Here is a 14,049-nt window from a genome sequence, read left to right on the forward strand (position 1 = left end):
GTTTTCAACCGGCCAGCCCGTACATCTGCCAGATCAAACGTCGAGTGGAGTCTATTATTCCTATGTCCTGGTCTCAATCGCATCAGTCCGAAGATCTGCACGACCAAATAACTCTTCTGATTGGAAGCGCTATACAATTGCTAGGAAGCGATGCTGGTGTCTTTGTCATCTCCAATGAGGCCTTTGATCCACAGCGAAACGTTGAGTATATCGCCTATCACCTGCGCCCGGAGGTGCTTCCTGATCTATTACAGCGCGTTCAGGAGGGTTTGCAGCCTACCTCGCGCCACCCCATGGTGATAGAGATTCTGGAGCCTGCCTGGGCCAGGAGGGTGTATGCTGAGGAGCAGGTGGAGAGTAACGGCACGCATGACGCCAGCGGTGAGCCGCATGAGTCTGAGGCAACACCTTCACCAGGGCCGGAGAAGGATGCGTCCTGGCACGAGCTAGAGGTTTGCTCACTTGCCGTCTTTGATGCGGCAGGCCCGCTGGGGACACTGCACTTTCTTCGCTCCACCGGTACCCGCTCATGCTTTGAAGTGCATGAAGAGAAGATTGGGGTGCGCCAGGGGAAGCATACATATGACTCTGACGCGGAAGAAGGAGGCGAGGAGAACGCCACTCTGCGCATGTTTATTGTGCAACTGGCCGCGTCCCTGCGTTGTGCCTTTAAGGCTCAGGCCCTGGTGAGCGAGCAGGAGCGTCTGGCCTCCATCTTTCGCTATAGCACCGAGGGCCTCCTGACCGTCGATAGCGCGCTAAGGATAATTGATTTTAATCCCGCCATGGAGAAGTTGACCGGGTGGCGCGAAAGCGAGGTATTGGGGGAATTATATTTCTCGGTACTGCGTCCTCGCGACCGGCAGGGCAATGAGCTAAGCTTGCAGGAATCGCCAATCTTGCAGGCCTTCGCGGGCCAGCGTGTCGTCAACCGCGAGATGATTTTTACCACACGTGATGGCCTGCCCGTCGATGTGCGTGTAACTGCCTCCTGTGTTCGTTCAGCGCGTGGGGAGCCGCTCAATGGCTTTCTCACGGTGCATGATATCACACTGGAGCGCGAGCAGGAGGAGCAGCGCTCGACCTTTATCTCCGTGGTCTCGCATGAGCTACAGACGCCCATTGCCATCATCAAGGGCTATGCCTCGACCCTGGCGCGTATTGGGAGTCGCCTCGCGCCTCAGGCCTTGCAGACGCGGTTGGTTGCGATTGAAGAGGAGGCCGACCGCTTAAATAAGCTAGTGGGGAACCTGTTGTATGCCTCGCGTATCCAGGCCAATGGCCTCCAGATGGAGATTGCGCCCCTGGACCTGGAGCCACTGATCGAGACGGTTATCAGGCGCTTGAAGATACGCTACGCCGACTTGCAGGCCACGCTTGAGATATCGCCCGACCTGCCGAGCGTCATGGCGGATCGCGAGCGGATTGAAGAAGTGTTACAAAATTTGCTGGATAACGCGATCAAATATTCGTCGGGCCAGCTCAAGATTACCATTTCCGCGCGTGCCACCAGCAACGAGGTTATTGTAAGCGTACGCGATACGGGCATGGGGATCTCGTTACGCGACCAGGAGCAGATTTTTAAGCGTTTTCGTCGCATTGGCAATCCCCTGGCGCAGTCTACCCCGGGCACGGGTCTGGGCCTCTATATCTGTCGTGCCATCGTGGAGGCTCACGGGGGCCGGATCTGGGTAGAGAGTACCCTGCGTCAGGGATCAACATTTTCATTTAGCCTGCCGCGCGAGAAGCAGGCACAGTTACCGATGGTGGTGTTTTGATGGAGAACGAAGTTTTTGATCAGCGTGATATGACCATTCTCATTGTGGATGATGAGCCACGCATCCGCGACTTTGTGCGTATGAACCTGGAAATGGAGCACTACCGCGTTATCGAGGCCAGTAATGGCTTGGAGGCGCTTGATCAGCTACGCGAGCACCTGCCTGACCTGGTAGTCCTGGATGTCATGATGCCAGAGATGGACGGCTTCGAGACCTTAAAAGCCATTCGCGAGGTCTCGACCGTGCCAGTGGTGATGCTGACAGTGCGCCAGAGCGAGCAAGATAAGATTCGCGGGCTGGACCTGGGAGCCGATGACTATATCGCCAAGCCCTTCAGTCCACCCGAACTACTCTCGCGTATTCGCGCCCTGCTGCGCCGCTCGCTCATGTCCCCCCCGGCGCGTAAGACCGAGATCGTGGTCGACGAAGACCTGCAAATAGACTTCGCGCGTCGCGAGGTCATGGTGCGCGGCAAGAAGGTCGTCTTGCGGCCAACGGAGTACCGTCTTCTCTATCACCTGGTGAGCAATGCGGGGCGGCTGATGACGCACGAGACTCTGCTCTCAAAGGTCTGGGGGCGAGAGTATCGCGACGAGGCCCACTATTTACGTCTCTACATCACCTATTTGCGCCAGAAACTAGAGGAAGATCCAGCCCATCCTAAATATATACTCACGGAACGTGGTATTGGATACCGCTTCAAAGAGCTAGACAATCAGTAGATCTCGCATCAGAGAAAGGATCAAGAAGCTAGCATGAATAAGAAGGAACGTGTTGAAGCCGTGCTACGCGGTGAGGCGGTTGACCGGGTTCCGGTGAGCGCCTGGTGGCATGATTACCAGCGTGAAGGCAGCGCCCAGATGTTGGCCGAGGCCACTCTGGAGAGCTATAGCCGCTATGACTGGGATTATGTCAAGGTCACGCCACGATCGAGCTATATTGTGGAAGGCTGGAAAGCGCGCTATAAGCTGTCCACGGAGAAGTATATGCCGCCTGTGTTGGAGACTACGCCCATTCGTGGCTCCTCCGATTGGAAGCGCCTACGGCATATTGAGCCTGACCAGGGCTCGCTGGGCGAGCAGCTTTTAGCGCTGCAACTGATCAACCACGCGCTGGGCTTTGAAGCCTATTTCTTGGAGACTGTCTTCTCTCCCCTGGCGGTGGCGCAGATCCTGGTGGGTGGGAGTGAACAGGTGCTCCTGACGATGCGCGAGGATCGCAACGCCATGCATGCCGCGCTCCGTGTTATCTCTGAAACGATTACCTCGTTTGCGATTGCCTGCCTGGAGCAGGGCGCGCATGGTATTTATTATGAAACCAATGGCTGGGCCAGCACCGAGCAGTTGACCGCCGACAAGTATCGTGAATTTGGCGAGCAGTATGACCAGGAGATTCTCGACGCACTGAAGAGTCGCAGCAAGTGTACGGCGCTCCATAATAGTGGCGCGAACATCCATTTTGACCTGCTGGCGAGTTATCCTATTCATGCCATCAACTGGGCCAGCGAGGCGAGTGGGAATCCCGACTTGCGCGATGGGCAGCGCCGCTCAGGGAAAGTTGTCATGGGTGGCTTGAGCCAGGGGGCCTTCCAGAAGGGCGCCAGCCCCAGCCAGGTGCAGGACGAGGTTGGTAGTGCGCTTGAAGCCACGGGTGGAAAGCATCTACTGCTCGCGCCTGGAGGCTCTCTCACCCCCGACGTGCCGACGAAGAGCCTCAATGCATTACGCCGCGTGTTATCTTGAGTTATCCTGCTTGACACTCTGAAGCGCATTCGCTATACTCACACATAATTTTAACCGCATAATGAATGCACTCCATTTCGGTAGAGACCCGCTTTAGCGCGTCCAAATGCCATTTATGGCAGTGCGGCGTAAGCCTGCTTTTTGAGGGGGCGTGTTTGCCTCACGATGGTGCAGACAGAGGCGTTTTTGGGCTGCGCCTACAGGCGATTAATCGCCTGTAGGCGCTAAAGCGGGTTCCTACCGATGGGAGAGCCGCCTTTGTAGGCGTGTACGTGAGTAGCGCTCTTGCGTGATCTGCTCTAATCGCCAAGGATGGCTAAGGACGGGGCAGGATGGAAAAAATGTTGTATAGTGTATTCGATATTCGTCTACGATAGAGAAGCTAGCGAGATACGCCTGGGTTGTCATGAGGTATGGGCGTGTATAGCGCGAATAGTCAATGATGACGAACTGAATAGGAAGATAGAGTGTGCTACCAGTCTGCCAATCTGGTAACATGGTAGTAATTCATTCATCTATAGACCTATTCAGTACAATTAGAGGGGGGTTGAAGCGCGAGAAATGGAGCGATACCGCACAATGCGAGCGTACTCGGCAGGGGGCGTCGTGTTTCGCCTGGTTCCGATGCGGGCCTCGGAGCAATTGTTATTGCAGCACGAGGCATATGCCGGAGAGCATGAGCAAGCGGAGGGAGCGGGCAGCATGGAGGTAGTGCTGGTTGGGCGTAGCCACGCGGGAATATGGGCTTTGCCCAAGGGAACACCTCAACCTGGCGAGACAGCTGAGCAAGTCGCGGTTCGTGAGGTGCGCGAGGAGACAGGGCTTGAGGTACGATTGATCACTTATGTGGGCAGTATCTCATACTCTTTTGTGCGAGACCAGGTACGATACCATAAACAAGTGCGTCATTTCCTGCTGGAAGCAGTTGGTGGGGATACCTCTTTCCATGATTGTGAATATGATATGGTGGAGTGGTTCCCCTTGCATGAAGCTTGTCGTCGTCTGACCTATCAAAATGAAGTACATATTCTGTACCAGGCGGAGGAAATGCTCTCGCGCTGGTTACAGTATCAACGTAAAGAGAGGCAACCATAGCTTTATGAGCCAGCCGCAGGATTATTCGCTCATTCGTCGCATACTCTTGCCCTTTAGTGGGAATGAGACCATCACGCCCGGGCAGAGGTGGAGAGTCATGCTTGTGTGGGGGCTGGTGTTTACGCTTCCCATGGTACTATGTACTCTGCTTGTGGGGCTCGCGGCCAAATCAAGCACCGGGAAGTTAATCACGCTGCTGACGATTGTGTTTCTGGCAGGTATCATTATATTTGGAGCGACCGCGGCCTTCGCCGTGAGCAGTATTAACCGCTCTGTGCGTCTGCGAGAGCAACGCAAGGAACAGGCCAATAAATAGCACCAGTGGAGGTAGGTATGGATCTTAGTGTTGAAGGCAAATCTGAGCGCATTCCCCCTGGCTCACATATCTGCCAACTTTATAGTAAGGTGACAGAGATACCAGGTGTCACGGCGCGTTTGATGAAAGTCGGCCTGCTCTCACAAGAGAAGTGTATGTTCGCGGCCGCACCCGCCCAGGTGAAGGAGTTTCGCGACGAGCTACAAAAATTGCAGATTGATGTAGAGCAACTTGAGGCCTCGGGTCAGCTTGTTTTGTTTGAAGAGCGCGAGGCTTTCCTGGCGGCGGGGAAGCGTTTCGACCCCTATTACTTGCTCTCATCGCACCAGACATTCATTGCCCAGGCCCTGCGCGAGGGCTGGAAGGCGGTACGCATCTCTATTGATATGACCTGGCTCTCAAAAGATATTGCCACCCCTGAGCAGGTCTTGAAGTATGAAGCGGCCTCGGACGCGGTCTTCACCTTCCAAAATGCACCAATCATTGCGCTTATCCATTATGATCACAGCAAGCTCTTGCCCAGCCTGGTGGTAGAGATGCTCAAACTGCATCCTATTTCGGTGGTTGGCAAATATATCAAGCGCAACCCCTACTACCTCAACTCTGAGCAATATATGCTCAAGATCTTGCGTATCAACAAAGACAAGAACGGGAACGGTGGCTCATCTGCCAGCGCATAAGGTAGTGTTACCTCGTCAGCAATGAAAGGGGATGATGGCAGGTGAAGCCTGCCATCATCCCCTTTCATTGCTGACGAGGTATAAATGCTAGAAGAGGTCGCCCAGGCCGCCGATGTTCATATTCATGTTGTTCTGGCCGCCTGCCTGGGAGGCGCCTTCGGCCGTGGGTGGATGATAGGTCATGGACTGGATACCCACGCGACCGGGGCCGATAAAGCGGTTCAGCGTGATAGAGGAGCCAGCCATAAAGTTGCTGATCGCGCCCAGGATGCCACCGCCGCCGCGCTGGGATCCAGCCACTGTGGTCATCTCCATGCGGACCGAGGGATCCTTCCAGAGCCAGGCTCCAGGCTCGATATCGAGGACCTCGCCGGGGGCAAGCATCTTCTCGAAGACGTTGCCATAGCCATGGAGCAGTAGCATGCCCTCGCTGCCCATCGCGGTAAACTGGTCGACAAAGAGGCCGGTGCGGCTGAAGAGGATGTTGGAGACGCCCTGGACAAAGGTGAAGTTGTAATCTACATTGCCCGTGGCGACCAGGAACTGGTGTTCACGGACCTCGACCATCTGGCCGGGCTGCAGGCGTAGCGCCACGATCTGCCCCACTGAATCGCGTGAGAAGGCAATGTTGCCGGGACCCTGTGCCTCGCCAATGAAGATCTGTAGGCCCGCGAAGAAGCGCCGCGCCGCTCCCCGCATCGACTTAAAGCCCAGTTGTACCCCAGGGTGCTTCCAGAGCAGGATGTGATGTTCGAAATAGATAGGCATCTGGTTGCCCAGCATGATATCGACGACCGGGACCAGTTCACCATCGATAGTGATGGTCATGTCCGCGATATGCAGGGGACCCTTGGGGTTATGCAACTCGGAGCGAGGAACGACATTGCCAAAGACGCTGTTGCTATACTCCTCAAACTGGTTAGGGGGAACATAGGCTTGAGCTGGTGCTGGCTGCGGATCGCTATAGGCCCCGGAGGGGTGCTGAGGCGCCGCTTGTGCCGCGCGCATATCCTGCCCGCAGGTGCCGCAAAACTTGACATGGTCGGCAACCTGGTTATGGCAACGGGGGCAAATCATGAAGAATCCTCCTTCAACGTGGCGGGACCGCGCTGCTAAAGCACGCGCTTACATATAATGGTACGGCATTTCTCGTCTCATCATATATAAGCGCGTGCTTTAACAGCGCGGTCGGATAGCTCTTTATCAATTTCAACGTTCGCCGGTAATTATTTTCGCGGGCGGATGGTTCTATCAGGAAAGACGTAAACGGGACCCTTATATCAAAAAGAGGGAACCCGAAAGGGGTTCCCAATTTGGATGCGACAGAGTATACGATTCGTGATAGATAGGTTAAGAGACTTAGAGCACGAAGCTATCGGCGAGTGGGCTGCGAGCGTTGTTATTGCTCTCCCGCTTATCGCCATTCAGGTTGACGGTGCTCTGCCCATTGTTGGAGCGTGCCGGCTGATTGTAGGTGTTCTGCCCTGCTGGTTGAGGGGTGCCCTGAAGTGATTGCAGACTCTGTAGTGCGGCCTGCGACTGTGGGTTGGTGGCGCTACCGCCATCGGTTGCCAACTGAATTGTCTTGCCTTCGATGACGACAGCGATGCCCACGCCACGGCGTAGATCAGCCAGTTGACGGCGAAGTTCGCGGTTCTCCGCTTCCAACGCATCCATTAATTTTTTCTGCTCGAGCAGCATCTGAGCGATGCCTTCAAAACCAGCGCTAGCAGTGCGATCCATCGGGGATTCTCCTCCTGCGTACTTTTCGTACCCAATATATCTAGAACAAAAGCTCCCATCACAGCGCCACGTCCCCCCAGCTACCCTATGCCAAAAGGGATATAACTCTATCCCAAATCGCCGCCGCAACGCCTGCTTTGGGCATAACGGGCAAGTCTTCCATTGACCCATCAGCATGGAAGAAGTAGACCTTGTTAGTATCCGCCCCAAAACCGCTATCTGAGCGCATCACATCGTTTGCCACGAGAAGATCGAGCTGTTTACGCACGAGCTTATCGCGTGCATTCGAGATGACATTCTCAGTTTCCGCTGCGAAGCCAACGCGAACGAGTCGCCGCGGTCGCGGCTGCTCTCCAGCGTTGCTTCGTGGCTGCGCTGCCTGAAGAGAAGCCAATTCAGCCAGGATATCTGGATTGCGGACCAGGTGTATTGAAAACCCGCCACCAGAAGTGTCAGCGTCTGGTGTCGCCTGCCCCTGCTGCCCAGGAGGGGTTATGGCTAGGTGCTCTCCCGCGTGTTTCTTGATTTTCTGAGGAGAGGGATGAGCGGGCCGAAAATCGGCGACGGCAGCGCTCATAACCAGGGCATCAGCATCGTGTACAGTGGCCATGACGGCATCACGCATCTGTGAGGCCGTTTCTACCCGAATCAGGTCTACCCCATAAGGAGCGGGAAGCGAGACCGGCCCTGTCACCAGGACGACATCAGCCCCACGATCACGCGCCTCTGTCGCAATGGCGTAGCCCATCTTTCCCGAAGAATGATTCCCCACATAGCGAACAGGATCAATTGGCTCCTGTGTCCCGCCAGCCGTCACGATGACGCGCTTCCCCGCCAGGTCTCCACTGCGGCGACCCAGGGTCAGGCGTATGGCCCCCATAAGGAGGTCTGTATCTGGTAGGCGGCCAGGTCCAATCGCCCCTGATGCCAGGCGTCCCACCGCTGGCTCGACAACATATGCCCCTCGTTGCCGCAACACCTCCAGATTGGCCTGTGTCGCAGGATGAGTATACATATCTTTATACATGGCAGGAGCCAGGAGTAAGGGTGCTTGCGTCGCCAATGCTACTGTGGTGAGCATATTATCGGTGAAACCATGAGCCAGTTTCGCGATTGTCTGTGCGGTCGCTGGTACAATCGCCAGGATATCAGCCTCCTCCGCCAGCTTAATATGTGTCTCCGCGGCCTCCCCTGAGGGCTCCCACAGATCGCTATAAACTGGGCGGTGGCTCATCGTTGAAAAGGTTAGTGGGCGAACGAATTCTTCGGCGTGCTCCGTCATAATGACGTCTACCTTCGCGCCAGCTTGCTGTAGCTTACTGGCCAGATCGACCGCTTTATAGCAGGCGATCCCCCACAGACGCCGAGGATAATATGCCTATTGAGTAACATGTAGGTGATCTCGTTCCCTTGTGTTGGACAGTCCTAATGAGAACACCATTACAATAGCATACGCCGATTGTAAGGAGCAAGGGCCTTGCCAATAAGTACCATATATCATGAATCACGTACTACATTTAAAGGAACGTATAGAAATCCGGTATTGCCATATTTGAGATTATACAAAATAGGAAGGATGATGCATTAAAAAAAGAAAAGTGGTGCATGAATGACAGGCTTCGTCTGTCATTCATGCACCACTTTTCTTTTTTTTAACGCCGAATATCTTTGCGCTTGAGGCAGAAGGCAATGATCAGACCAAAGATGAGAGTCATCGCCAGCAAGGCGAACCAGGTGAGGAGCAGATGCGAGGTTGCCTCTCCCTTGGTTGCGTGTCCAAAGAATGTGCTGACATACGAGAAATCGTCTGCGCCAAGCTTATCGCCGCGCAGGCCAATCGTGGTACCCATCGCGGCCATGGCCCAGCGAGCCGGGAAGAAGGCTGCCGGGAATTGGAGCGCCTTGGGACTATCCAGTGAGAAAATGACGCCCGCGAAGATGACCTGCGGAATGAGCACGATAGGAACCATACTCATGGCGCGGTCATTGGTGGGCACCAGGGCCGAGATCATCAGGCCCAGCATGAGGCCCGCCAGGGAGGTCAGACACATCGTGACATAGATCTCCAGGAACGGTGGCAGGATGACGCTAGTTTTAAAGGGCGTCTTCAGGGCCACAAAGGCGACCAGGACCAGGCTCTGGACCAAGCAGAGCAGGCCCAGGACGATGATCTTGGAGAACATATAGGGCGCGATACCCAGGTTCACCGTTCGCTCACGCCGGTAGATGGGTGCCTCTTTGACGATCTCGCGTGCGCCATTGATACAGCCAAACATAACGGCGGCGAAGGCCATGATGAAGAGAATCTTCTGTGCATCTCCGCCCGATCCCTGCTGAATCAGGTCGTCCTTGATCTTGTTCTTAAGCTCATTACCCTGCAAGTTCTGGTAGCGCAGGGGATTCTGGCTTTTGAGTCCATTAATAATGATCGCACCCTGGGGTCCATCGATCTGATTATAGGCCTGCTGACAGTCATAGTCGGTCTTGCCAGTCTGTGTGATCATGTTCTTGGGGTGAGGACAGGTTACAATGCTGGTGGTGTTAAAGATGTTAGCCTGCGTCATAAAGAAGAGGATCAGGCCAATGATGGGGGCCTGTAAGAGCAGGATGGCCAGGTTACCCACATCGTTGCGCAACAGTTCAAGATAGCGGCGCGAGAGAATCTGGAACTGCTTCCAGGGATTGCCGCGCTTGGGTGGCTTGATGACCGCCGGTTGGGCCATAAGCTGAGCGCTCTTGGCGGCGTTTTGCGCCAGGGGCTGCGCGACATAGCGCTGGTAGTCAGGCGACTGGCGGAAGCGTGCCCCAGCCTCGGCGGGAATATTTGGATTCTCGTCGGTCGGCTCAAGTGCGCTATAGATCTCAGCGAAATCTGCCTTGCCAAAGTAGGCCTTGGCCTCGTCGGGCGGTCCGAAGTAGGTCAGGTGTCCACCTGCGGCGAGGAAACAGACGTAGTCACAGGCGTTGATATTGTTGGTCGCGTGCGTGACGAGCACAATCGTGCGTCCGCGGTCGGCCAGGCGGCGCATGAGTGTCATCATTTTGCGGTCCAAGCCTGGATCGAGGCCCGAAGTAGGCTCATCCAGGAAGAAGGCGCTGGGGTTCGCCAGGAGCTCAAGCGCGATAGAGACGCGTTTGCGCTGACCGCCCGAGAGTTTGCTGATGAGCAAGTGGCGGCGAGGCGTCAGATCGACATCGGCCAGGACCTCTTCGATACGTTGGTGAATCTGTTCTTTGGTCACGTCATCGGGGAGGCGCAGGCGTGCGGCGTAATAGAGGGCATGCTCAACGGTCAGTTCGCGGTGAATAATATCGTCCTGGGGCACATAGCCAAGCTGAGTGCTGAAGGCGGCCAGGTTATGATAGTAGTCCTGGCCGTTGTAGAGCACGGTCCCCTTTGTCGCCGGGCGCAGACCGTTGAGGGAATCCATCAACGTTGATTTACCGGCGCCCGAGCCACCGACCAGGGCCACGAACTTGCGCGGTGGAATGGCGATTGAGATGTCATTAAGCAGGATACGATGGGCCTGGCCCTCTTTGACGAGGTTGATAGCATCAATACGAATTGTATTGCTCTCGTCCTGCTGGATGAGCATCTGCCCGGTATAGATGAAGCGGAAGGGACCGATGCGGATCTCGTCATTGGGCGCCAGGTTGCGTGCACCACGCGAGATGCGTGCGCCATTGACATACAGTCCATTCTTGCTGTTCAGGTCAACAATGCGGTAGCCACCCTGAACCTGTTCCAGGCGGGCATGGAACTTGGAGATTTGCAGGTGGTCCAGCACCACAGTATTCTCAGCGACGCGACCCAGTGTGATGACAGGCATCCCAAGCTGAATCGGGCGAATCTCGGGAATAGCATCACTTGAGTTGCCACTGCCATCTTTAAAGAGCAGGGTCGTAAAGGTGCCATGCTCATCGCTAATACGGAAGGTATCACCATTGGCCAGGGCATGCTGGAAGGATTCGCTGCCGCGTACCACATGTCCCTGGAACTCCACGCCATTGCTGGAACGCCCGGTTTTGGGATGCGGATGGACCAAGACCAGGCTCTGTCCCTGGCGCTGAATAATAGCGTGATAGGCCGAGACGGTGGGCCGGTCAATCACGATATCGTTGTCGGGCGCGCGCCCAATGCTAAAGCCCTGCTTCTCCGGCGCGAGCTGGAAGACGCGGCGATCCTGCCCAGTATAGTTTGTCACTTCAAGGGTGGGAATGCCCTTGATCTCGGGCGCGCCAGCCTTGGAGCCACCCAGGCCCATGGGTCCATTAGCCTGAATAGTGGGTTGGTATCCAGCCTGAGATGGTGCCTGTGGCGGCATGACCTGGTACCCCGCCTGTTGATAGCTGGCCTGAGGCGGTGTCTGTGGCGGCATAGGTGGCAATTGGGGTGAAGCTGCGTATGGTGCATTGCCTACCGTTGCAGGAGCAGCAGTAGGGATGCCCAGGCGGAAGTTCACCCGACCTCCTATGCAGACAATATCGCCTGCTTTGAGGAAGGCCTGTTGGGTCTCCTGCTGATTGACGGTTAGTGTGTTCTGGGGAGCCAGTTTCTCAATCTTCCAGGCACCGTTGACCAGCGAGAGCTGGACATGGCGGCGGGAGATTGAAGGATCGGAAATAACAATATCATTGCCCGGCTCGCGTCCAATTTGCAGGACCGGCTTGCCAACTGGCAGAACCGAGCCCGCGCTTGGACCTGAGAGAAACTCAAGCGAAGCGAGATTTGGGGACGGTGGTTGAGCCACGTTCATGTAGTGTTGTCGCGAGCGGACGCGCGTAGCATGCACGACGCGCCAGCGACGTCTCCTTTCCGCGAGAGGTAAGGTAAAAGATTGCGTTACAAAAATGGATATGATAAATGCGGATATTTGAGTATGTAATATGCCCATTATAGAGAATAAGCATTGCCTATGCAACCACTCTCTTATTATAGAGAACGATGGATCTGTCATGCTCTCGACCATGGATTTGTGTGATATCACCTTGCCCCATCCAATGCACAAATTATATATGGGTTAATAGTGTGTCCCCTGGACAGCCGGAGGCTGTCCAGGGGACACACTATTAACCCATTGCGAGCGCCGCAGGCGCGAGAAGTTAGGCGCCGGGGGCTTTGTGTAGGTTGATGTTGCCGATGCTCACATCAAGGTTGAGGGAGGCGGGCGCGGGCGTGCCAGCCTGGGGATTGAGTGGGCCGTTATAGCTCATGGAGTTCTCGTCTTTGGGATCTTTTTGGGGCTGAATAGGGAAATCGCTTTTGATTTTGCCTATATTAGTGGTGAGGTTGACCTGAATGTTCAGGTTGGCGGGAAGGGTTACATCGACATTGCCCTGCTCGCTACGAATGTAGTAGCGCGCAGGAGCAGTGGCGGTCGCCGTGGGGGGAATCAGGAGCAGGCCATTGAAGGTCACGCCCTTCTGGCCCGTTTCGAGGCGCGAGCCGGAGGCGAGGATGGCCTGGGTCACCTTGATGGCTCCTGTATTACCGTGAAGGCTATATACACCACTTAAGCCCTGAACAGTGATGTTGCCTACGGGCGCCTCGACTCCTATCTGGAGCGAGGGCGTCTGAGGGAGAATACCGGGCGGGATATGAATGGTAATATCGGTCGAGGCCGTCGTGTCCTGTGCCAGTCCTCCAGTAGTGGGAAAGACCACGTTGACAATCAGTGCCTCACCGCTGGCTGTGGTGCCCTGCTGATTGGTGGGATTAGGCAGACGGGTACAGGTCAGAGGCTGGGTTACGGTTGCAGGCGGCTGGATCTCAACCTTCATCTGGGCGAACTTCTGTTGCGCATCGCCCTGTGAGGTGGCCTGGACCATCTTCTTGCTGGTGATAGTCGTGGTGGCGCTGCTAGGATCGACGAGCAGCGCGACATTGCCAATTTTAGTGCAGACCTCAACTGTGCCCAGCGAGGTGATAGGCGTGGTCACGCTCTCTTCTTTAGTATACTGGTGTAGTGGATTAAAGGGATTGACGGGCGTGCCACCGTTTTTGAGGGAAGGGACGACGAAGTAGAGCACCACCGCGATGGCGAGACCCACGGCCACAAGCATCCCCAGCCCACAGCCAAGGAGCATTGAGGGGAGAGAACTCTTGCGGCGGCGGGGACGCTTGCGTGCCACCGGGCGCGCGCGAGCTGGTTCTCTGGGGCCAGGCGAGCGGCGTGGAGGTGTAGAGGAATACGCGCTGGAGCGCCTGCGCCGGGGAATGTACTCAGGATAGGTCTCCTCGTCGGCCTCGCCAGCGTTTACTGAGTCTTCCCACGCGTCATATGCGTCATACTCTTCAACTGGCAGCTCTTCTTCAAGATAATCCTCGTCATTAATGGGCCGTGTGCGCTGTATATAGGGCCGTTGGCGGTTGGTGTAGTAGCGTCCCTGGTCCTGTGCTCTGCGCCTGTTACGCCCATCGGGATACTGTTCCTGATTGCCGCGTGGGGTTCCCTGGTCCATACTCTCTCTCGCTTTCCCTGTCGTATATATGCTACACCTATCATACGTTACGCAGGCCGAATTTGCAGCAATTTTATATCCCTTTTTCGTGTCATAAGGATATGGACGATGGATGTGGCTGGTGGGTTTTGCCCACCAGCCACATCCATCGTCCATATCACAAAACCTTTTCAATCCCCTGACTGCACGTTATAATAGGGAAGATTATCTCATACGTTAAGCTGCGAGTAGGA

At 55.5% G+C, this 14,049-nt stretch carries 12 protein-coding genes; 6 read left to right on the plus strand and 6 right to left on the minus strand.

Annotated features, from left to right (window positions below; translation table 11 throughout):
• Window positions 1-62: 62 nt before the first annotated feature.
• The 3 genes from JMJ04_RS10345 to JMJ04_RS10355 are packed head-to-tail and all read left to right on the plus strand — an operon-like array spanning window position 63 to window position 3,520.
• Window positions 63-1,778: a sensor histidine kinase gene (locus tag JMJ04_RS10345; RefSeq protein WP_201370428.1), complete on the plus strand. Its 1,716-nt coding sequence runs from the start codon at window positions 63-65 to the stop codon at window positions 1,776-1,778.
• Window positions 1,778-2,500: a response regulator transcription factor gene (locus JMJ04_RS10350; RefSeq protein WP_201370429.1), complete on the plus strand. Its 723-nt coding sequence runs from the start codon at window positions 1,778-1,780 to the stop codon at window positions 2,498-2,500. The genes JMJ04_RS10345 and JMJ04_RS10350 overlap by 1 nt, the downstream gene beginning before the upstream one ends.
• Before the next feature lie 33 nt (window positions 2,501-2,533).
• A complete protein-coding gene (locus JMJ04_RS10355) occupies window positions 2,534-3,520 on the plus strand; it encodes a uroporphyrinogen decarboxylase family protein (RefSeq protein WP_201370430.1) in 987 nt (328 codons plus the stop codon).
• A gap of 237 nt (window positions 3,521-3,757) precedes the next feature.
• On the opposite strand, the gene JMJ04_RS10360 is transcribed toward JMJ04_RS10355, so the two are convergent.
• Window positions 3,758-4,018: a hypothetical protein gene (locus tag JMJ04_RS10360; RefSeq protein WP_201370431.1), complete on the minus strand. Its 261-nt coding sequence runs from the start codon at window positions 4,016-4,018 to the stop codon at window positions 3,758-3,760.
• Window positions 4,019-4,099: 81 nt separating this feature from the next.
• Here JMJ04_RS10360 and JMJ04_RS10365 point away from each other — a divergent pair, with 81 nt between their 5' ends.
• The 3 genes from JMJ04_RS10365 to JMJ04_RS10375 are packed head-to-tail and all read left to right on the plus strand — an operon-like array spanning window position 4,100 to window position 5,611.
• Window positions 4,100-4,615 (plus strand): NUDIX hydrolase, encoded by a 516-nt coding sequence (locus tag JMJ04_RS10365; RefSeq protein ID WP_201370432.1) that lies wholly within the window; start codon window positions 4,100-4,102, stop codon window positions 4,613-4,615.
• 4 nt (window positions 4,616-4,619) lie between these two features.
• On the plus strand, window positions 4,620-4,931 hold the full coding sequence (locus tag JMJ04_RS10370; RefSeq protein ID WP_201370433.1) for a hypothetical protein: 312 nt from the start codon (window positions 4,620-4,622) through the stop codon (window positions 4,929-4,931).
• 17 nt (window positions 4,932-4,948) lie between these two features.
• The gene (locus tag JMJ04_RS10375) at window positions 4,949-5,611 is read left to right on the plus strand and encodes an MEDS domain-containing protein (protein ID WP_201370434.1); all 663 of its coding nucleotides are present in this window, start codon (window positions 4,949-4,951) and stop codon (window positions 5,609-5,611) included.
• Window positions 5,612-5,698: 87 nt separating this feature from the next.
• Here JMJ04_RS10375 and JMJ04_RS10380 read toward each other — a convergent pair whose 3' ends face one another.
• The 5 genes from JMJ04_RS10380 to JMJ04_RS10400 form a co-directional block, all read right to left on the minus strand.
• Window positions 5,699-6,688 carry an AIM24 family protein gene (locus JMJ04_RS10380; RefSeq protein ID WP_201370435.1) on the minus strand — a complete coding sequence of 330 codons (990 nt, stop codon included), beginning with the start codon at window positions 6,686-6,688 and terminating at the stop codon, window positions 5,699-5,701.
• Between the two features lie 282 nt (window positions 6,689-6,970).
• The gene (locus JMJ04_RS10385) at window positions 6,971-7,354 is read right to left on the minus strand and encodes a hypothetical protein (RefSeq protein WP_201370436.1); all 384 of its coding nucleotides are present in this window, start codon (window positions 7,352-7,354) and stop codon (window positions 6,971-6,973) included.
• Window positions 7,355-7,439: 85 nt separating this feature from the next.
• The gene (coaBC, locus tag JMJ04_RS10390) at window positions 7,440-8,714 is read right to left on the minus strand and encodes a bifunctional phosphopantothenoylcysteine decarboxylase/phosphopantothenate--cysteine ligase CoaBC (RefSeq protein ID WP_307811705.1); all 1,275 of its coding nucleotides are present in this window, start codon (window positions 8,712-8,714) and stop codon (window positions 7,440-7,442) included.
• A gap of 292 nt (window positions 8,715-9,006) precedes the next feature.
• On the minus strand, window positions 9,007-12,111 hold the full coding sequence (locus JMJ04_RS10395; RefSeq protein ID WP_201370438.1) for an FHA domain-containing protein: 3,105 nt from the start codon (window positions 12,109-12,111) through the stop codon (window positions 9,007-9,009).
• Between the two features lie 346 nt (window positions 12,112-12,457).
• Window positions 12,458-13,816, minus strand: a complete 1,359-nt coding sequence (locus JMJ04_RS10400; RefSeq protein WP_201370439.1) for a DUF4097 family beta strand repeat-containing protein — start codon at window positions 13,814-13,816, stop codon at window positions 12,458-12,460.
• Window positions 13,817-14,049 lie beyond the last annotated feature (233 nt).

Origin of the sequence: Ktedonobacter robiniae (assembly GCF_016587375.1) — a bacterium.
GTDB lineage: Bacteria > Chloroflexota > Ktedonobacteria > Ktedonobacterales > Ktedonobacteraceae > Ktedonobacter > Ktedonobacter robiniae.

Bases quoted from the DNA above. Each gene is read 5' to 3' on its own strand.
- JMJ04_RS10345 (WP_201370428.1), top strand. From the start codon at position 63: ATGTCCTGGTCTCAATCGCATCAGTCCGAAGATCTGCACGACCAAATA.
- JMJ04_RS10350 (WP_201370429.1), top strand. From the start codon at position 1,778: ATGGAGAACGAAGTTTTTGATCAGCGTGATATGACCATTCTCATTGTG.
- JMJ04_RS10355 (WP_201370430.1), top strand. From the start codon at position 2,534: ATGAATAAGAAGGAACGTGTTGAAGCCGTGCTACGCGGTGAGGCGGTT.
- JMJ04_RS10360 (WP_201370431.1), bottom strand. From the start codon at position 4,018: ATGTTACCAGATTGGCAGACTGGTAGCACACTCTATCTTCCTATTCAG.
- JMJ04_RS10365 (WP_201370432.1), top strand. From the start codon at position 4,100: ATGCGAGCGTACTCGGCAGGGGGCGTCGTGTTTCGCCTGGTTCCGATG.
- JMJ04_RS10370 (WP_201370433.1), top strand. From the start codon at position 4,620: ATGAGCCAGCCGCAGGATTATTCGCTCATTCGTCGCATACTCTTGCCC.
- JMJ04_RS10375 (WP_201370434.1), top strand. From the start codon at position 4,949: ATGGATCTTAGTGTTGAAGGCAAATCTGAGCGCATTCCCCCTGGCTCA.
- JMJ04_RS10380 (WP_201370435.1), bottom strand. From the start codon at position 6,688: ATGATTTGCCCCCGTTGCCATAACCAGGTTGCCGACCATGTCAAGTTT.
- JMJ04_RS10385 (WP_201370436.1), bottom strand. From the start codon at position 7,354: ATGGATCGCACTGCTAGCGCTGGTTTTGAAGGCATCGCTCAGATGCTG.
- JMJ04_RS10395 (WP_201370438.1), bottom strand. From the start codon at position 12,111: ATGAACGTGGCTCAACCACCGTCCCCAAATCTCGCTTCGCTTGAGTTT.
- JMJ04_RS10400 (WP_201370439.1), bottom strand. From the start codon at position 13,816: ATGGACCAGGGAACCCCACGCGGCAATCAGGAACAGTATCCCGATGGG.